Annotated in this window: 21 protein-coding genes; 9 read left to right on the forward strand and 12 right to left on the reverse strand. The window is 61.9% G+C overall.

Going from position 1 to position 18,230, the window contains the following annotated elements; all coding sequences use genetic code 11:
• Positions 1 to 6: 6 nt before the first annotated feature.
• From AC1DNK_RS13325 to AC1DNK_RS13350, 6 genes are all read right to left on the reverse strand, one after another.
• Positions 7 to 690, reverse strand: a complete 684-nt coding sequence (locus AC1DNK_RS13325; protein ID WP_477941540.1) for an ABC transporter permease — start codon at positions 688 to 690, stop codon at positions 7 to 9.
• A gap of 2 nt (positions 691 to 692) precedes the next feature.
• The gene (locus tag AC1DNK_RS13330; protein ID WP_112388720.1) at positions 693 to 1,364 is read right to left on the reverse strand and encodes an ABC transporter permease subunit; all 672 of its coding nucleotides are present in this window, start codon (positions 1,362 to 1,364) and stop codon (positions 693 to 695) included.
• Positions 1,357 to 2,724: a M20/M25/M40 family metallo-hydrolase gene (locus tag AC1DNK_RS13335; protein WP_477941542.1), complete on the reverse strand. Its 1,368-nt coding sequence runs from the start codon at positions 2,722 to 2,724 to the stop codon at positions 1,357 to 1,359. The genes AC1DNK_RS13330 and AC1DNK_RS13335 overlap by 8 nt, the downstream gene beginning before the upstream one ends.
• Positions 2,725 to 2,770: 46 nt before the next feature.
• Complete coding sequence (locus tag AC1DNK_RS13340) at positions 2,771 to 3,550, reverse strand: transporter substrate-binding domain-containing protein (RefSeq protein WP_112388718.1); 780 nt, start codon at positions 3,548 to 3,550, stop codon at positions 2,771 to 2,773.
• 81 nt (positions 3,551 to 3,631) lie between these two features.
• The gene (locus AC1DNK_RS13345; RefSeq protein ID WP_477941544.1) at positions 3,632 to 4,765 is read right to left on the reverse strand and encodes an aminotransferase; all 1,134 of its coding nucleotides are present in this window, start codon (positions 4,763 to 4,765) and stop codon (positions 3,632 to 3,634) included.
• A 27-nt stretch (positions 4,766 to 4,792) separates the two neighbouring features.
• Positions 4,793 to 5,737: an ornithine cyclodeaminase family protein gene (locus AC1DNK_RS13350; protein WP_477941545.1), complete on the reverse strand. Its 945-nt coding sequence runs from the start codon at positions 5,735 to 5,737 to the stop codon at positions 4,793 to 4,795.
• A 123-nt stretch (positions 5,738 to 5,860) separates the two neighbouring features.
• On the opposite strand from AC1DNK_RS13350, the gene AC1DNK_RS13355 reads away from it, so the two are divergent.
• On the forward strand, positions 5,861 to 6,430 hold the full coding sequence (locus AC1DNK_RS13355; RefSeq protein WP_477941546.1) for a helix-turn-helix domain-containing protein: 570 nt from the start codon (positions 5,861 to 5,863) through the stop codon (positions 6,428 to 6,430).
• A gap of 10 nt (positions 6,431 to 6,440) precedes the next feature.
• On the opposite strand, the gene AC1DNK_RS13360 is transcribed toward AC1DNK_RS13355, so the two are convergent.
• Positions 6,441 to 7,391: a LysR substrate-binding domain-containing protein gene (locus tag AC1DNK_RS13360; protein ID WP_477941548.1), complete on the reverse strand. Its 951-nt coding sequence runs from the start codon at positions 7,389 to 7,391 to the stop codon at positions 6,441 to 6,443.
• Positions 7,392 to 7,531: 140 nt separating this feature from the next.
• Between AC1DNK_RS13360 and AC1DNK_RS13365 the strand changes: the two genes are divergently transcribed.
• Complete coding sequence (locus tag AC1DNK_RS13365; RefSeq protein WP_477941550.1) at positions 7,532 to 9,700, forward strand: TonB-dependent siderophore receptor; 2,169 nt, start codon at positions 7,532 to 7,534, stop codon at positions 9,698 to 9,700.
• A 27-nt stretch (positions 9,701 to 9,727) separates the two neighbouring features.
• Here AC1DNK_RS13365 and AC1DNK_RS13370 read toward each other — a convergent pair whose 3' ends face one another.
• A complete protein-coding gene (locus AC1DNK_RS13370; protein ID WP_410704644.1) occupies positions 9,728 to 9,889 on the reverse strand; it encodes a hypothetical protein in 162 nt (53 codons plus the stop codon).
• Between the two features lie 43 nt (positions 9,890 to 9,932).
• Positions 9,933 to 11,090 (reverse strand): fumarylacetoacetate hydrolase family protein, encoded by a 1,158-nt coding sequence (locus AC1DNK_RS13375; protein WP_477941551.1) that lies wholly within the window; start codon positions 11,088 to 11,090, stop codon positions 9,933 to 9,935.
• Positions 11,091 to 11,324: 234 nt separating this feature from the next.
• Between AC1DNK_RS13375 and AC1DNK_RS13380 the strand changes: the two genes are divergently transcribed.
• Together AC1DNK_RS13380 and AC1DNK_RS13385 are read left to right on the forward strand one after the other, a co-directional pair.
• Positions 11,325 to 11,723 (forward strand): VOC family protein, encoded by a 399-nt coding sequence (locus tag AC1DNK_RS13380; protein WP_112388711.1) that lies wholly within the window; start codon positions 11,325 to 11,327, stop codon positions 11,721 to 11,723.
• A 143-nt stretch (positions 11,724 to 11,866) separates the two neighbouring features.
• Positions 11,867 to 12,136: a DUF2934 domain-containing protein gene (locus AC1DNK_RS13385; protein WP_477941552.1), complete on the forward strand. Its 270-nt coding sequence runs from the start codon at positions 11,867 to 11,869 to the stop codon at positions 12,134 to 12,136.
• Positions 12,137 to 12,138: 2 nt separating this feature from the next.
• Here AC1DNK_RS13385 and AC1DNK_RS13390 read toward each other — a convergent pair whose 3' ends face one another.
• The 3 genes from AC1DNK_RS13390 to AC1DNK_RS13400 all read right to left on the reverse strand — a co-directional run bounded on the left by AC1DNK_RS13390 (position 12,139) and on the right by AC1DNK_RS13400 (position 13,946).
• The gene (locus tag AC1DNK_RS13390; RefSeq protein ID WP_112597236.1) at positions 12,139 to 12,861 is read right to left on the reverse strand and encodes a metallophosphoesterase; all 723 of its coding nucleotides are present in this window, start codon (positions 12,859 to 12,861) and stop codon (positions 12,139 to 12,141) included.
• Entirely contained in the window at positions 12,854 to 13,633 is a 780-nt protein-coding gene (locus AC1DNK_RS13395; RefSeq protein ID WP_112444412.1) for a nucleotidyltransferase family protein, read from the reverse strand. The genes AC1DNK_RS13390 and AC1DNK_RS13395 overlap by 8 nt, the downstream gene beginning before the upstream one ends.
• A gap of 109 nt (positions 13,634 to 13,742) precedes the next feature.
• Positions 13,743 to 13,946, reverse strand: a complete 204-nt coding sequence (locus AC1DNK_RS13400; protein WP_112388708.1) for a hypothetical protein — start codon at positions 13,944 to 13,946, stop codon at positions 13,743 to 13,745.
• 249 nt (positions 13,947 to 14,195) lie between these two features.
• On the opposite strand from AC1DNK_RS13400, the gene AC1DNK_RS13405 reads away from it, so the two are divergent.
• The 5 genes from AC1DNK_RS13405 (at position 14,196) to AC1DNK_RS13425 (ending at position 18,227) form a co-directional block, all read left to right on the forward strand.
• Positions 14,196 to 15,497, forward strand: coding sequence for a hemolysin family protein (locus AC1DNK_RS13405; protein WP_112514488.1), 1,302 nt, complete (start codon positions 14,196 to 14,198; stop codon positions 15,495 to 15,497).
• 108 nt (positions 15,498 to 15,605) lie between these two features.
• Positions 15,606 to 16,250 carry a lysophospholipid acyltransferase family protein gene (locus tag AC1DNK_RS13410; protein ID WP_477941807.1) on the forward strand — a complete coding sequence of 215 codons (645 nt, stop codon included), beginning with the start codon at positions 15,606 to 15,608 and terminating at the stop codon, positions 16,248 to 16,250.
• On the forward strand, positions 16,247 to 17,197 hold the full coding sequence (locus tag AC1DNK_RS13415) for a phosphatidate cytidylyltransferase (protein WP_477941553.1): 951 nt from the start codon (positions 16,247 to 16,249) through the stop codon (positions 17,195 to 17,197). Before AC1DNK_RS13410 ends, AC1DNK_RS13415 begins: the two co-directional genes overlap by 4 nt.
• Entirely contained in the window at positions 17,194 to 17,586 is a 393-nt protein-coding gene (locus tag AC1DNK_RS13420) for a hypothetical protein (RefSeq protein WP_477941555.1), read from the forward strand. Before AC1DNK_RS13415 ends, AC1DNK_RS13420 begins: the two co-directional genes overlap by 4 nt.
• The gene (locus tag AC1DNK_RS13425; RefSeq protein WP_477941556.1) at positions 17,583 to 18,227 is read left to right on the forward strand and encodes a CDP-alcohol phosphatidyltransferase family protein; all 645 of its coding nucleotides are present in this window, start codon (positions 17,583 to 17,585) and stop codon (positions 18,225 to 18,227) included. Before AC1DNK_RS13420 ends, AC1DNK_RS13425 begins: the two co-directional genes overlap by 4 nt.
• The last annotated feature ends 3 nt before the right edge of the window (positions 18,228 to 18,230 follow it).

Raw genomic sequence — 18,230 nt, forward strand, 5'->3', positions numbered from 1 at the left:
AGGCAGTTACCGCCCGGGGATCGCCACGCGCATTTCGATGAAGCGGAAGATCCGGCCGAAGACCGCACCCATCAACAGATAGAGCGTACCGGCGATCAGGAAGGTTTCGAAAGGCGCGTAGGTGCGGGCGACGAAGACGCGGGCAGCACCGGTCATTTCCATGACGGTCACGGCGCTGGCGAGCGTCGAGCCCTTCATGACCAGCACCAGTTCGTTAGCAATCGCCGGAAGGATGGCACGGTAGGCCTGCGGCAGGATGATTTTCAACAGCAGCACCACACGATGCAGCCCGAGCGCCCGCCCGGCTTCCCATTGACCCGCCGGGAGCTGGCGGATCGCACCGGCGAGCAGCTCGGCGGAATAGGCTGCCGAATTCATGCCGATCGCGAAGATGGCGCAATAGATGGGGCTGCGCAGCACCGGCCACAGGAAGCTGTGGCGGATCAGATCGATCTGGCCGAGGCCGTAATAGACGATGAACAGCTGGACCAGCAGCGGGCTGCCGCGGATCAGGAACGTATAGGTCGAGACCGGCACGCGCAGAGAACGGCGCGAGGAGGTCAGCGCCAAAGCCAGCGGCAGGGCCAGAACCTGGCCGAGCGCGAAGCTCGCCACGGTGATCAACACGGTGAGGATGAAGCCGTCCTTGACGGTCAGAAACGCCGGAAGAAACAGATCGAAGGAGAGCATGGTCACCTCATATGCGGCGTGAGGCGCAGCTCATACGCCTTCAGGAGAAGGGACGAGATGCCGGTGATGGCAACATAGAGGCCGGCAGCGGCCAGATAGAAGGCGAGTGGTTGATGCGTCGCGCCGGCGGCGACCACCGATTTGCGCATCAGCTCCTCAAGGCCGACGACCGAGACGAGGGCACTTTCCTTGAGGATCACCAGCCACTGGTTTCCAAGGCCGGGAAGGGCGCGCACCATCATCTGCGGCAGGATGACGAGAAGGAAGGCGCGGGGCTTGCGCAGCCCGAGCGACAGTGCTGCCTCCCACTGTCCCTGCGAGACGCTGAGCAGAGCGCCGCGCAGGATTTCGGTCAGGTATGCGGCGGCAACGACCGACAGCGACACGACACCCGCCGTCAACGCATCGACTTCGACATAGCGGCCGATCATCTTGGTCAGCAGCACCGTGCCGCCATAGAAGACTAGGAAGATGACGAGCAGTTCCGGCAGGCCGCGGATCAGCCCGACATAGCCCATGATGATCTTGCGCGTCAGCGGACTGCCATAGACGGCGAGCGGCGCAAGGGCTGCGGCGATGACGAAGCCCGCGACGAAGCTGGCGACGCCAACGATCAGGGTGGTCAACAGCCCCTGCAGAAGCTGTCCGTGATATTGGACGAGGGCATCAAGCATCTGCGGCAGCCTCCCGGGTCACTGCGCTCTCGCAAAGGGCCGCGAAAAACTCGGCGGAAAAGCCGATCATGTTCTCGAAATGCGAGATCAGGATATTCTCGTCCGGAGAGTGCAGCATCGCGCCGTGATGCGTCAGCCCGGCGCCGAACAGGGTAGCGCCGAATTTATGGACGAAAGGATGCGCAAGCCCCGAGGCGGCCGAACTCGGCTGGATCACCGCTGGCCGCCCGAACCATTTTTCCAGCAGCGCCGCCCCGAGATCGACGGCGGGATGCGACGGGTCGCTTCTGACGCCGAGAACCTCGGCATCGAGGATTTTCATCTCGACGTCGTCAAATCCCTTCACGTCCAGGTGACGGCGCAGCAATGCGGCGATCTCTACCGGGTGCTGGCCCGGTGCCAGCCGGAAGTCGAGCTTGGCCATTCCGGTGCAGGGCAGAACGGTCTTTGCCCCTTCGCCGTCATAGCCGCCATGGAAGCCGTTGACGTTCAGGCAGGGTTCGAAATTCAGGTGCTCGTAGAATGTCTCAGCATCGACGCCATCGAGCAGGCGCTGTCCGCCGGTTTCGGCCTGCAGGCTTTCGAGCGGGAAGGGCGGGGTCGCGGCAAGCGCGCGGCTGCGGACATCCGGCGCGACGACGCCGTCATAAAAGCCGTCGATCAGGATGCGGCCTGAAGCGTCTCGCAGCGAGGCAATGGCAGCCGCAAGGCGCCAGAGCGGATTGTCGAAAATGGCGCCAAGGCTCGAATGCAGGTCGGCCCGCGCCGTGCGGCATTCGAGCTCGACCGCGAGGATGCCCTTGAAGCCCATGAGAATGATCGGGCGGCCTGATTTGTCGACCTCGCCGAATTCCCACCAGCAGAGGTCGGCCCTGGTGTCCGGGAAGCGGCTGTCGAGGAAGCGGGTCAGCGACGGGCTGCCGATCTCCTCTTCACCTTCGACGATCCAGATCAGCTTGAACGGCAGGGCGCCGGGATGGGCTTGGCGGAAAAGATTCCAACCGGCTATGCGGCTGATGAACTCGCCCTTGTCGTCGGCCGATCCCCGGCCGTAGAGGCGGCCGCTGCGCTCGGTGAGCACGAAGGGCGGATCAGTCCAGAGGGCGACCGGGTCTTCCGGCTGCACGTCGTAGTGATTGTAGATGACAAGCGTGAATGGTCCATCGCCGATCTCGCCGACGACGAACGGGCCGACATCGCCTTTGTGCTGCCCTGTGCTGAAACCGGCTTCGGCAAGAAGGCGCTCGACCTCGTCCGCGCAGGCCTCCATGCCTTCGCCACGGGCGCTGACGGATGGAATGGCCACCAGGGCGGACAGATCGTTCCTGGCTGCCGCCAGGATGTCGGGTGAAATGCGCATGGTCTCTCCTGGAAGGGGAGGCGGGCATGCCGCCTCCCGCATGCCATTATTTCTTGGAGGCGTCGTAGCCGAACCACTTCTCGGAAATGGTCTTGACCGTACCGTCCTTCAGCATCGCTTCGACGGCGCCGTCGACCTTGGTCTTCAGCTCGGCCTTGCCCTTGCCCATGGCAACGCCCTGGCCCTTGCCGAATTCGGCAAAGTCGGCGCTGGTCAGCAGCGGACCTGCATAGGCGAGCTTGTCGGCGCCGCGATCCTTGATGAGCGGCTCCCAGGCGGAACGCTCCATCAGGCCGGCATCGATGCGGCCAGCGACGAGGTCGTCGGCAACTTGGTCGGGACGGTCGTAGACCCGTACGTCGGCATCCGGGAAATGGGCGCGGATCACCTGCTCGTGGGTCGAGCCGGACTGAACGCCGATCGAAGCCTTGGCGAGGGCCTTGGTGAGATCGGCGGCAGACTTGGCCGAGGCTGCATCGCTGCCCGGCGCGGTGACGATCGCGTTCGGAGCGTCGGCATAGGCGGCCGAGAAATCGACCTTCTGCGAGCGTTCGTCGTTGATCGACACGCCGGAGATGACGAGGTCGAACTTGCCGACCTGAAGACCCGGCAGCAGGCCGTCATAGGCCTGGTTCTGCCAGTTGCAGGTGGCGGCGATGCGCTTGCAGATCTCGTCGCCGACATCCTTGTCGAAGCCGATGATGTTGCCGCTGGCATCGACCGATTCCCACGGCGGGTAATCGGCGCTGGTGCCGATGCGAAGCTCGTCGGCAAAGGCGGTGCCCGCGAGAAGCGAAAGCGAGAGCACTGTCAAAAGTCGTTTCATGGAAATTCCCCTTTTGTTTGGAAACGGACTCGATCCGCCGCCCGCAACCGGGCGGCTGGAATTCTTGGGTTTTCGAAGAGATCAGGCGGCCGAAACGGCGGCCTCCTTCAGGAACTGCGAAATGCGCTTCAGGCCTTCGTGGAGCACCGCTTCGCCATTGGTGTAGCCGATGCGCAGATAGCCCTCCATGTCCATGGCGCTGCCCGGCGTCAGCATCACGCCCTTCTGCTCGAGAAGGCGAAGGCAGAAGTCCTCGGAGGAGATCGGCAAATCGTATTTCAGCAGGGCCGTGGTGCCGGATTTCGGCTTGATCCAGGAAATGAGCGGCTCGGCATCGACCCAGTCCGAAAGGATGGAGAGGCCGCTGCGGGTGATCTGATGGCTGCGCTTCAGGATCTTGTCGCGATTTTCGAGCGCGATCGCCGCAAAGTGGTCGTCGAGGCGGCCGACGCTGATCGTGTTGTAATCGCGATGAACGGAAACCGCATGTATCAAATCTTCCGGGCCGGCAATCCAGCCGAGACGCAATCCGGCCAGCGAATAGGTCTTCGACATGCTGCCGGTGCTGATGCCCTTTTCGTAGAGATCGGCAATCGAGGCGGTCATGCCGTCTGCGCCTTCCTGATCCGTGCCGCGATAGACTTCGTCGCAAAGGATCCAGGCGCCGCAGGCACGGGCGATCTCGACGATCTTTTCGAGATAGGCGCGGTCCATCAGCGAACCGGTCGGGTTGTTCGGGTTGTTGATGGCGATCAGCTTGGTGCCCGGCGTCGCCAGCTTCTTCAGCTCTTCGAGATCGGGCAGGAAGCCGGTCTTCTCTGTCAGCTTCAGGATCTGGATGTCGGCGCCGATGCTCTCGGGGATCGAATAGTGCTGCTGATAGGTCGGCAGAACGGAGATGACGCGGTCGCCCTTTTCGACGAGGGTCAGGTGAACGAGTGCGTTGGCGCCGATGGCGCCGTGGGTGATCACGGTATTTTCGAGCTTCTGGCGCTGGTAGAGACCTGCAACCAGATTGCGCAGCCGCACGCTGCCTTCGATCTCGCCATAGGTGAGCTTCAGGGGCAGCAATTCGGCAGCGATATCGGTCTTGCCTGCCATGTCGAGCAATTCGCCGACGGTCAGCGATTCAACGCAGGTCTCGGCGAGGTTCAGCTCGCAGACGTTCTCGTATTTGTTCATCCAAATCTCGACGCCGAAATTGCGGATCTTCATGTCATTCTCCTGGCTATTGCTTGTGTCTTAGGCGCGGGCGGCGGCGAGCAGGGCGACGGCGGCTGCGACGTCTTCGAGGCCGAGGCCGATCGAGCGGAAGAAGGCCGGGCGTTCGCGGCTGGGAGCCTTGGCTTTTCCGGCCAGCAGTTCGGGCAGGTCGCCGCAAAGCGCGTCAGCGCTCCATTGTCCGGCGGCGGCGGCCAGCTTCATTTCGCCTGCTGATGCCGGTGTCGTCGCGCGGTAGTCGCAATAGACGTCGAAGCCCTGCAGGGCCGCGGGATCGACCTCGTGGGCATTGGCGGCATTGGTGCTGATCGAGGTGACGACGGCCGATTTCGACAGCGACTTGACGTCGATGACGGGCTTGCCCGAGGAAGTGCAAAGCAGCACCACGTCGGCGCCCGCAACGGCGGCATTGGCATCGGCGTATTGGCTGACCGCAACGCCACTGGCGATCGTCGCAGGAATGTCCTTGCGGCTGGCGACGTTCGGCGACGCGATGCGCACCTCTTTCCAGGCGCGGATCGTTTCCGCATAGCGCAAATGGGCAAGCGCCACCGGGCCGGAGCCGACGATGGTGAGCAATGACGCATCTGAAGGCGCCAGGGCATCGGCAGCGATGACAGATGTCGCAGCGGTGCGCTCGGTGGTCAGCTTCTTGGAATCGCAGAGCAGTACCGGCGTGCCCGTTTCCATCGACATCAGCAGCGTCCAGGCCGTGACCAGCGCCTTGCCGTCGCCGGGGATGTAGGGGGAAAGCTTGGCGCCGAAGACCTTCTCGCCCGAGAGCACGCCGAGATAGGTGATGAAGTCGCCGGCATCGCGCGGAAACAGGCTCAGCGTCTGCGGCGGCTGAACGGCATCGCCATCTGCCAGCGAGCGGAACATGCGCTCCAGCACCGAGCGGACGTCCACTTTCGGAAGAAGAGCGGTGATATCGGCTTCGTGGAGAACGATTGGCTGTTGCGACATGAATGACCTCGCCTTTAAATGCGGGGCAGACGGCTGCGCGCAAACATCCGCTCCCGCGTAGGTGCCCCACGCACGGCTGAAATCGCTGTTGAATAGTCTGCCCATCAAGAGTAAAAGGAGCCTATGAGCAATATACTGCACAGTCAAGTGCGTCGCGATGTCCTAGCGCATGTTTCCGGCAATCTTCGCAGGCATCGTCAGGCCTCCGGCATGAGCCAGGTGGCACTGGCTGAAGCATCGGGGATCAGCAGGCGGATGATCGTCGCCGTCGAAGCCGGTGATGCGAATATCAGCCTCTCAAGTCTCGACAAGCTGGCGGCTGCGATGGGCGTCGGGTTTGTCGATCTGGTGCGTGATCCCGACCGCAGCTCCTCTGCCGATATCAACGAGGTGACTTGGCGCGGAAGCGGCCCGGCAAGCGCCGGCGTGCTGCTCGGCACCGCGCCTGCGGCCCACGAGACACAGATGTGGCTCTGGTCGCTTGAAGGCGGCGAGCGCTATGACGCGGAACCGGACCCGCAGGGCTGGCACGAAATGATCTTCGTCACCGAAGGCGTGCTGACCCTTACCGTCGGCGGCGCCGAGAAGGACTACCCGGCCGGGACTTTTGCGATTTACAGCTCGGCCCAGGACTATTCCTACGCGAACCGGCAGACCGGGATCGTGAAGTTCATCCGCAACGTGGTGTCATAGACCGCTCGGCTCAGAAGCTCTCGTCGGCACCGCCATCGCGAAGACCGTCCTGATCGCGTGCCAAGTTTTTCTTGAAATGGGCGATGAAGCCCTTGATGACCGGCGATGGCTCGACCTTGCGGTAGGCGATCGCCAGATCCGATGTCACCGAGCATCCTTTCAGCCTGGTGTAGGTAATGCCCGGAAGCTGGACGCATTGGAACGAGCGCGGCACCAGCGCAACGCCGACGCCGAGCACGACCATGCTGGCGATCGTTATGAAATCCCGGCCGGAGCTGTTGATATGAGGCTCGAAACCGGCTTCGCGGCAGGCGGCGATCGTGTTGCGGTGAAAGCCGGTATCGGCGGGTTGGCGCGGCGTGATGAACACTTCCGGGGAGAGTGATTTCAGCGAAACGGATGCGGCACTCGCGTGTCGATGGCCGGCAGGCAGGGCCACGACGAAATCTTCGCGCACGGCGACTTCGGCTGCCAAACCCGGCGGAAGCGAGATCGGCGGCCGGATAAAACCAAGATCGAGCGTCTTGTCGGCGATCTTTTCGAGTTGCTGGCGCATCTCGATCTCGATCAGCTGGAATTCGACACCGGGGCTCGCGGCCTTGAACTTCGAAAGCGCATCGCCGAGCACGCCGGAATAGGCAGCCGAGGCGACATAGCCAACCGAGACCCGCTCCAGATCGCCGCGCGCAGCGCGGTGAACGGCGTCGATGGCGTTCTCCGCCTGGCCGAGGACGCGGCGGCCCTGTTCGGCGAGCTCAAGTCCCGGCCGCGTCAGCCGCACCGAGCGGCGGCTGCGATCGAGCAGGGCTACGCCGAGCAGGGCTTCGAGCTTGATGATCTGCTGGCTGAGGCCGGGCTGGGCGATGCCTAACCGGGCCGCCGCACGTTCGAAATTCTGCTCTTCGGCAAGCGCAACGAAATATCGGAGATGCCTGAGCTCGAGCGCGGAGCTATTCGCCAATTGCCACCTGTTTTCATAACCAGCGCTTATGAAAAACGCTCGTTGCCTTATTGGATCAAAAAAACGAAAGCGTCTAGTAACGTGACTGAAATTGTCAAGTTTTAGACGGGTCGTCCCGTCCTCGTCTCCATGAGGTTGCCGTGCGCGTGAAGAATCTATCGCTTGTCCTGCTGTCCACCGTTTGCGGGGCAGCGCTTCTTCCGGCAGCCGCGGTCGCGCAGGATACGCAGACCGTGACCGAGCTCACGCCAATCACCGTGCAGGGCCAGGCGAAGCAGGACCCGAAGGCGCCGTTGAAGGGTTTCGTTGCCAGGACGAGTTCGACGGCGACCAAGACCGGAACGCCGATTCTCGAAACCCAGCAGTCCATCTCCGTCATCACCGCCGATCAGCTGAAGGCGCAGGATGCCGAAACCGTCGGCCAGGCCCTCGATTACACGCCCGGTGTCGTCAGCCAGCCGGGCGGGTCCGATCCGCGCTTCGATGCGCCGCGCATGCGTGGGTTCGATGGCCGTCAGTCGCAATATCTGAACGGCCTGAGACTGATGCGGACGGCAGGCGCGCCGGCGATCGATCCCTACCAGCTCGAGCGTATCGAAGTGCTGCGCGGCCCGGCCTCCGTGATGTTCGGCCAGGGCAATCCGGGCGGCATCATCAACCTGATCAGCAAGCGGCCGACCTTCGACCGCTTCGGCGAGGTGGGGCTGCAGATTGGCAGCTACGATACCTATGGCACCTATTTCGATGCCGGCGGCCCGGTCAGCGACGGGTCGGATTTCGCCTACCGTGTAACTGGCTTGGCAAGAACCGCGAGCACCCAGGTCGATCAGCTCGACAACGACCGTTATTTCATCGCTCCTGCCGTCACCTGGCAGCCCAATGAAGACACCAAGCTGACGATCCTGACCAGCGTGCAGCACGACAATCCGAGCACGCCGTCGGGCGTGCCTGCGCTGTTTGCCAATACGCTCAGCCCGGACTTCTATGTCGGCGACAAGAGCTTCGACCATTCCAACCGGACGCTGACCAATCTCGGCTACGAGTTGGAGCACAAATTGAACGACGCCTGGACCTTCCGCCAGAATGTCCGCTACTCGAATTTCGATTGGGATTATCAGGCGCTGGGGATGTCAACGACCGTCGCGAACGTAGCCTATGGTCCGGGTGTCGGCGCCGATGGTCACTCAATCCTGCGCAATGCGACTTTCCAGGACGAACTGCTCGACACCTTCAATGTGGACAATAGTCTGCTGGGAGAGTTCGAGACCGGTGATCTGGAGCACAAGCTTCTGATCGGCTTGGACTATCGCTACTTCAGCAACAATGCGCGCACCCGGTTCTTCCGGGCAACGCCGCTCGATATCCTGAATCCCACTTATGGTGGACCGATCAGCCTGCTGTCCCGTACGACGGACACGCTGGTGGACACGGACCTCAGTCAAGTCGGTATCTATGTTCAGGACGAGATGGCCTACAACAATTGGCGGGCGACATTTGGCGTGAGGCAGGATTGGGCAAGTACGGATGGCACCACGACGAATTTCCTGCCTGCAACGCCGGTGGTCAGATCTCTCGATCGCGATGACCAAAAGCTGACGGGACGTGTCGGGCTGGGCTATGTCTTCGACAATGGTATTGCGCCATATGTCAGCTACAGCACTTCGTTTGAGCCGGTTGCGCCCACGGCAACCTTTTCCGATGTCCGTCCCACGGAAGGCAAGCAGGTCGAAATCGGTGTGAAGTATCAGCCCGAAGGCTGGGACGGATTTTTCTCTGCGGCGGTCTACGATCTGCGTCAGCAAAATGTCCTGCAGACAGTTGGCGGCGTTACCAGTCAGATCGGCGAAGTTCATGCCAAAGGCGTCGAGCTCGAAGGAGTGACGAGTTTGGCGGATGGCCTCAATCTCAGAGCGGCCTACACCTATACGGATACCGACACGATTGCCCCCGGAATGCTGACGAACCGCCTTCCGCTGGACGGTGTCCCGGAACATGCCGCCAGTCTCTGGATGGATTACAGCTTTGCAGAAGGCTCCCCGCTTGAAGGCGTCGGCATCGGCGCGGGTGTTCGCTATGTAGGCCAGCGCTATGGATACGCAAGCTATGGTACGCCCGCGGCCCTGCACACCTACGACCTCGACGCAGTCACACTCTTCGACGCGGCACTGACCTACAAGAAGGAAGGCGTCACCGCCTCACTTAACGTTCGAAATCTGGCTGACAATGAATATATCGCCAGCTGCAGCTCGTTCGGCTGCACCTATGGCGATGGCCGGACGGTGATGGGCAAGCTGACCTTCAACTGGTGAGGAAACGGCGGAACCGCGTCCGCATCCTTACGGCGCGGGCTGGCCGCCGAAGAAGTTGAAATAGCCCCAGGCGGCCGCAAAAAGCACCAGGATGGTCAGGACCACGATGAGCTTGCGCAGCGCCGGATTGATCTGGCGCGGCGGCTTCGGCTTGTTCGGTTTCTTAAACTTGATGACGTTGTCGTTCATGCTGCTCTTCTAACCCGATTGCGGCGCCAAGCACAATTGCCGCTCACAACAAGCCGCGCCTTGCGAGACTTTTGAAGAGGGCCGAGATGCCGAATGTCCAGGGCGGGCATTGCGTCGACAGGCGCACGGTGTTGCTAAGCGTTCCGAGCCCGGCCGAAGAGATCTCCACGACATCGCCGAGCTTGTGGGTGAAGCCCTGGTTCTTGGCGTCGCGGTCCTGGGTCGGGGCAAAGAGGGTACCGAGAAACAGCATGAAGCCATCGGGATACTGGTGGTGTGCGCCGCAAGTCTGCTTGACGAGATCAGTCGGATCGCGGCTGATCTTCGACATTGAGCTCTTGCCGTGCAGAACGAAGCCGTCCTCGCCTGTTACCTTGAGGTCAAGCTCGGCCTTGCGTGTGTCGTCGAGCGTGTAACTGCCGTCGAACAGGCGGATGAAAGGGCCGATCGAGCAGGATGCGTTATTGTCCTTCGCCTTGCCGAGCAGCAGCGCCGAGCGGCCCTCGACATCGCGCAGGTTGACGTCGTTGCCGAGTGTCGCGCCTTTAATCTCGGCGCGGCTGTTGACCGCCAGGACGATTTCGGGCTCCGGATTGTTCCAGGTGGAGATCGGGTGCAAACCAACATCGGCGCCCCAGCCGACCGACGACAGAACCGGTGCCTTGGTGAACACCTCGGCATCGGGGCCAATGCCGACTTCGAGATATTGTGACCACATGCCTTCGTCGATCAGCGCCTGCTTGACCTTGGCGGCCTCGGGCGAGCCCGCCTTGATATTCGCAAGGCTGCCGCCGATCAGCGCGCCAACGCGATCGCGGATCGAAGCGGCGCGGTCAGGATTGCCTGCCGCCTTCTCCTCGATGACGCGCTCGATCATCGACTGGGCGAAGGTGACACCGCAGGCCTTGATCGCCTGGAGATCGGCGGGCGCCAGCAGATAGGGCTTGCTCGTATCCGGAGCGCCGGTGCTGTTTGCGGCGATTGCCTCCAGCGTCCCGGCAGGCTTCCCGGCCGCCCCGCGGACGAAACCTGCAGGATCGGCCAGTTCCAGCAGCGCGCTCAGCGTCGGCACGTCTTTGGAAGTGATATCGATGAGCTGCCCGTCGCGGATCGTCACGATCGACGGGCCACCGGCCTCAGGGTTCCAGATGCGGCCGACGAAGAGGCCGTTTGCGGAAGCGGCGTCGAGAAGCTGGGACATGGTAACCCCTCCAATGCTGATGAGCGATTGCTCATGGAAATCGCGGAAAATTGCCGCCCTCCAGCAGCGCTGGAAATCGATCACATTCGGCCAGCGCGGGCAAGGCTGATCACCGGAAAAACTGACTGCACGTTTCGTTGAAGGCTAGATTTCGGACTTGCGGCCCGGTTGCAGAGGCGTAGGTTCGGCAGCGATTTTTCATCCGCCTGCCGGGGAGAGGAGGCCCCGCCTGCAATGCTGAAATCCTTCGAACACGTCGGCATGACGGTCAGCGACATGGATCGCACCGTCGATTTCTACTGTAGCCTGCTAGGCCTCAGACTTCATCTTCGGAAAAAGCAGCCGGATGGCTCCGATCTCGTATTTCTGGATGCAGGCGGCGGCATGCTGGAGATCGTCGCGCCGCCAGGCGGCGCAGCCAGAGCCGCGGATGTGCCTGACGGCACCGCGGGTATGCGCCATCTGACCTTCCTGTTCGACAGCGTCGACGAGACTTTCGCAAAGCTTGAAGCCGCCGGCGTCGAGGTGAAGGAGCGGCCGCGTCTCGCCTTCAATTCCGAGGTGCTGCACAAGATCGCCTTCTTGCGCGACCCCGACGGCATCATCATCGAGCTTGCCGAGCGCAAGGAGTAGAACACGCACATTCTTTCGGCCTGATCTTGCTGCTGATAGTGCAAGTAAATCCGCTCAAATTTCGTCCGCGCAAGTAACGACTCTGTAAGCCCGCTGTGGCAGTCTTCCCGGAGATTATTTTGCTTATTTCAGTTGGACATATCATGAGCCGTACGAAGGACGATTGGATCAATCAGCGTGCCTATGCCATCTGGGAGGAAGAGGGCCGCTCGCACGATCGGGGCGGTGCTCACTGGCAGCAGGCGATGGCGGAATACGAGCAGCTCGAACGAACGCGCGCATCGACCGACGGCAGTGAGCTGATCGACATGTTGCGCCGCACCGGCCGCCTGATGCGGGCTGCTGAAAACGACGCGTTTCGTGTCGTCCGGCCGGAACAGAAGCCGGTCCGCAAGATTGGTAAACGCGCCTAGATTTACAGCTCCAGCAGCGCGTAGGCCTTGCCGGTCGGTTTTTCGATATGGGCGGCAACGTTATAGACTGGCGCCCCGCCAGGTGTGCGCCCTTCGTATGTGCCGCGATGGGCATGGCCGTGGACGACCGCATTGACCTTGAAGCGGTCGATGGTTTCCGCCAGACGCGAGGATCCGAGGAACGGGTAGATCTCCAGCGGTTCGCCGACGACGGTTTCGGCGATCGGCGCATAGTGGAGGATCACCATCGATCTGTCGGCGCGCACCTGGCGCATGGCATTTTCAAGTCGCATCGATTCCTCGACGCTTTCGGCGACCATCGCCTTGATGGCGTTCTCGCCGAACGAGCCAAGCATATGCCGGCCGAAGCCGCCGGCAAAGCCTTTGACGCCGACGAAGCCGACGCCCGCTATCTCCGCCGCCTGACCGTTCAGCAGTTTCACCCCGGCATCGGTCAGGATCTGGGTCACGTCCTCGACAGACCCGCTCTCGTGGTCATGGTTGCCGAGAACGGCAACGACGGGAACCGTGCAGCTGCGCAGATCCGCAGCGAGAAGCTCAGCTTCCTTGGGCTTGCCGAGATCGGTGAGGTCTCCTGCCATGACGAGAACATCGGCAACACCGGAGACCTCGGCAAAAAGCTCCTTGTAGGATTTGGCGCCGTCTTCCTTCACATGCAGGTCGGCGACGGCGGCGACGCGGATCTTCTTTCTCGTCTCAGCCATCGGCTTCCTCCCATTCGCCGCGCGGCTGTCCCTCGCCACCGACATCGGCAAAACCCCATTCCTTGACGTCAATCTCGAAATCGACGCGCGAATACATACGTCCGCGGCAGATGCGCATCTGCGGCAGCGGCAGCTCGCGCTGCGCAGCAAGGCGCTCCAGCAACTCGTCGATCAGCCATTGCGGAATCTTGTCGCGCTCGGTCGGGTAGATCCACCGGAAGTTCAGGATAGCAATCAGCAGCACTTCCCAGTGCACTTCCATATAGCCAAGCAGCTTGCGCCAATCGATCTTATCATGGGCGCGCAGGATCACATGGGCAATATCGGCGCCGTCATAGCGGTGGCGCAGCTGAACGAAGAATTTCGACCAAAGCAGCTCTGTCGGGCTGATGATCCAGACCGGGCAACCGCACATCTCCACCTGGCGCGCATCCTTGAACCAGTCGTCGCCGACGGGCATCGTGCCGTTGGACGATGCAAAAATGACATCAAAGAAATGCTTGCCCTTGAAGACCTTGCCGAGCCAGCGCTCATCCTCGACTTCGACGGCGTAACCCTTGTCTTTGAAATGCCCAAGGATGCGGCCGTAGTCACCGGCCTTGCAGAAGATGTCGAAGTCCTTCGTCTGCCGCTGGATGCCGGTGTAGGCGCAGACAGCATAGGTACCGGCGACCAGAAACGGGATCTTGCAATCGACAAGCTCACGCACGGCTTCAGCGACGAACGGTTCGGCATCCGGGTCAATCAGCTGCGGAACCGCCCGCGCTTTCATCATCGCGGCGTTGGGCTTGGCCTTCTTGCTGGCTGCGGTCGTGGCGTTCATCGTCCATTCTTTCGTCAGAGACTGCCGTTCGCGAGCCGCATGACCGGGTCGGGATCGATTACATCACCTGCTCGAGACGCACAGGCGGACGGCGCTTGGCGGCCATCAGCAGATCGAGTTCGATCGAGGAGGGGCCGAAGCGCACGAAGAGGTCTTCAGCCTGATCGTCTTCGAGGCCGTATTTCTTGGCAAATTCCGGAAGGCTATACGGGCGGCCGCGCAGAGTACGGCCACGGCGCTCGGTTTCTCGGATCTGTGTCATAAGGTATTCTCCCCAGGCTCGTTGAGCATGAAGAACCGATAGAACGCTTAAAAGTTCCGTTTTTCGGAAACGTGAAGGTTTTGGTTGTGCCGCGGAGACGATGGCCTGCGGCGTTCCGAAACATGCCAGATATCGCTATGGAAACGCTCCGGCCACGAAAAAATATCCGCCATTCAACGGATCGTTTGCTTTCAATGTCAGCGCTTTACCCTTATCTTGGGGCATCCTTGTCGATATCATAGGCTCCTTTTGTTAGTCGAAATCATTATCGTGGTCCTGCTTACCGTTCTGAACGGTGTGCTCGCCATGTCCGAACTTGCTGTCGTTTCTTCCCGCCCAGCCCGTCTTAAAGTTCTCGCCGATCACGGCAGCCTGGGGGCCACCCAGGCCATCAGACTTGCCGAAAATCCCGGACGCTTCCTGTCCACCGTGCAGATCGGCATCACGCTGGTCGGCGTGCTCTCGGGCGCCTTTTCCGGCGCCACGCTCGGCGGACGCCTGACGCAGTGGCTGTCGGAGCAGGGCGTTGGCCCGGCGCTGTCGGATGCGCTCGGCGTTGGCACCGTGGTCGTCGCCATCACCTACCTGTCGCTGATCGTCGGCGAGCTCGTGCCGAAGCAGATTGCGCTGCGCGAACCGGAAGCGGTTGCAGCCAAGGTGGCGCCTGCGATGGTCGTGCTCTCCAAATTTGCGCTGCCGCTCGTCTGGCTGCTCGATGCATCGGGCAAGCTGGTGCTGAAGCTGCTTGGCCAGTCCGGCAAGGTCAGCGACGGCGTGACCGACGAAGAGATCAAGACGGTCCTCGCCGAAGCGCAGAGCGCCGGCGTGATCGAAAGCGAAGAATCGGCGATGATTTCGGGCGTCATGCGCCTTGCCGACCGCACGGCCCGCGCCCTGATGACGCCGCGCCGCGATGTCGAGGTCGTCGATGTCGATGATACCCCGGAAGAGATCCGCACCCTGCTGCATGCGACGCGCCGCTCGCGTCTGCCGGTTCGCCGCGGCAGCTCCGACGAAGTCTTTGGTGTCCTGTTCGTCAAGGACTATTACGACGCCATGAATGCCAACGGCCATGCCGATATCCAGGCGCTGGCCCATGAAGTTCCGGTCATTTCGGATCTATCGACCGCAACGCATGCGATCCAGGCGATCCGCAAATCGCCCGTTCACATGGTTCTCGTCTATGACGAGTATGGCCATTTCGAAGGCGTCATCTCGTCCGGCGACATCATGGAAGCGATCATGGGCGCGTTGCTGGAAGGTCCTTCGGAAGAACAGGCAATCGTTCGCCGCACCGATGGCTCCTATCTGGTATCCGGCTGGACGCCGATCGACGAATTCGCCGAGTTCATGAGCTTCAAGCTCGACGACGACATCGAGTTCCAGACTGTCGCCGGTCTCATTCTCGAAGAGCTGAAGCACCTGCCGGAGCTCGGTGAGAGCTTCGTCAAGAATGGCTGGCGCTTCGAGGTCATCGATCTCGATGGCCGCCGCGTCGACAAGATTCTCGTGTCGGCCGAGGCCGATGAGGGAGAAGCACGGTCGGCGTGATGCCGGCCGCCTGTGGAAATCTTACCCGGCTTACGGCGCTGCTTCCCGTCTGCGCAAAAGGCAGCTAGGTTCCTGCAACCCTGAATGCAGGAAGCCTTGATGCAGGACATGCGGACATTGATTGCAAAGCCTGCCGCGGTGGCGATCGTGCTGTTTGCGCGCGCCATCACCGCGGTGCGTGCCATCTGGTCGGGCGAAGGCCTGCCGCCGCGGCGCTGCGTCTATTTTGCCAATCACTCCAGCCATGGCGATTTCATTCTCGTCTGGGCGGTGCTGCCGCCCAGAATGCGCGCCGAAACACGGCCGGTGGCCGGTGCCGAATATTGGCTGAAATCCAGGCTCAGTACCTTCATCGGCCGCGATGTCTTCAATTCGGTGCTGATCCAGCGGGATCGCGAGAACCGGACGCAGGATCCGATTGCGCAGATGGCCGACGCCATCGACAGCGGCTCGTCGCTGATCGTCTTCCCCGAGGGCACGCGAAACCAGACCGAAGAACAGCTGCTGCCGTTCAAGAGTGGCATCTTTCATCTGGCCGAAGCGCGGCCGGATATCGATTTCGTGCCGGTCTGGATCAACAATCTGAACCGCGTCATGCCGAAGGGAGAAATCGTGCCGATACCGCTGATCTGCACCGTGACGTTCGGCAGCCCGATGCAGCTGGAGAGCGGCGAGGCGAAGGAAGATTTTCTCGAGCGTCTGCGCGCCGCGATGCTGGCGCTGTCGCCGAAAACGGCCGGAGCTGGCGAATGAACGGGGCGCAACACGATCTGATTACCCTGGTTCTCGGCATTTTCGGTGTGCTGATCCTGGCATCCGCTATCGGCTATGTGCTGCACCGGAAGCTGTCGCCCGACGGTTCGAACAGCGCCATCGAAAACCTGAACGCCCGCATCAAGGCCTGGTGGATCATGGTGATCTTCATCGGCGTCGCCTTTCTGGCCGGGCGGGCAGGGGTCATCATTCTCTTCGCCTTCTGCTCCTTTGCGGCGCTGCGCGAGTTCATCACGCTGACCAATACCAAGCGGGCCGATCACTGGGCGCTCGCCTCGGCCTTCTTCGTCGTTTTGCCGATCCAGTATTATCTGCTCTGGGCCGAGGAATACGGTATCTATTCGATCTTCGTGCCTGTTTACGCCTTCCTGCTGATGCCGATCATCTCGGTGTTGCGCGGCGATACCGAGCGCTTCCTGATCCGCATCGCCGAAGTCCAATGGGCGCTGATGATCTGCGTCTTCTGCGCCTCGCACGTGCCGGCGCTGCTGACGCTGACGATCCCGGGATATGAGGGCCGCAACGTCCTGCTGATCGCCTTCCTCGTCATCGTCGTGCAGCTGTCCGACGTGCTGCAATATGTCTGGGGCAAGCTCTTTGGCCGCACCAAGATTGCGCCGAGACTCTCGCCCTCAAAGACCGTCGAAGGCTTCATCGGCGGCATCGCCAGCGCCACGCTGATCGGTGCTTCGCTCTGGTGGATCACCCCGTTCACGCCCTTCCAGGCGGGCCTCCTGGCGCTCATCATCACCCTGATGGGCTTCTTCGGCGGGCTCGTCATGTCGGCGATCAAGCGTGATCGCGGCGTCAAGGATTGGGGCCATATCATTGAGGGCCATGGTGGCCTTATCGACCGGCTCGATTCCGTCGTCTTCTCGGCGCCGATCTTCTTCCATCTCGTTCGCTACTGGTGGTCGCTGACATGAGTGGCCTCGTCGCGCGGCTTGGCCGAAGCAGCGCCGTGCATGTCGCCTTTGCCTTTATCGCTATGGGCAGCTGGGCGCTGTTTGCCAACCGCGCCTATCCGCTGCCGGCCATGCTCATGGCAGGCGCCGTGCAGGGCATGCTTTCCGCCTGCCTGACGTTGTTTCTGAAACGGGCGGTCGAGGCGCTGTCCAATCTGTTTTCCGGTGGCGTCCGTCTCGTCGCGCCGCCGCTGATTGCCTGCCTGGGGTCGGCGACCATTCTCGTCGCCTTCCATATGCTGAGCGGCACGCCCGAAATCCTGAAGACCATCGCCGTGCCGCTTGCCGTTTCCACCAGCTATGCGGCGATCTACAATTATTCGATCTCAAGAGGGAGAACTGCGCCGTGACCGAGGCCGGAGACCGCCGTCCGCTGACGAGCCGCAATACATGGTGGGCGCAGGCGATCGCCCGCTGGCTGGCGCAAAAGTCAGTCACGCCGAACCAGATCTCGCAGGCGAGCATTGCGGCCGCGGCGCTGGCCGGACTGTTCTTCTATTTCGCGGGACAGGATACCGGCACCCAGCGGATCGTCTTCCTGCTCCTCGCAGCACTGTCCTGCCAGCTTCGTCTGCTTTGCAATCTGTTCGACGGCATGGTCGCGGTCGAGGGCGGCAAGGCTGCGGCCGATGGCCCCTTCTGGAACGAGTTTCCGGATCGCGCCGCCGATATCCTGATTTTCGCGGGTATCGGCCTCGGCATCGGCTTTGCCGGCCTTGGCTGGGCGGCGGCCGCCTTTGCGGTTCTCACCGCCTATGTCCGCGAGCTTGGCCGTGCCTGCGGGCAAGGCGCCGATTTCTCTGGCCCGATGGCCAAGCAGCACCGCATGGCAACCGTCACGGCGGCAGCCGTCCTGTCGGTCTTCGAACCACTGCTCGGCCTGCACAACGATGTTCTGTGTGCCGCGCTCTGGATCGTGGCCGTCGGCGCGGCCATCACCGCGTTGCGGCGCGGCCGCAACCTCGTTCAGGCAATGAAGCGCGGCGGCTGACGC

This window comes from Rhizobium sp. 01N424 (assembly GCF_056399485.1).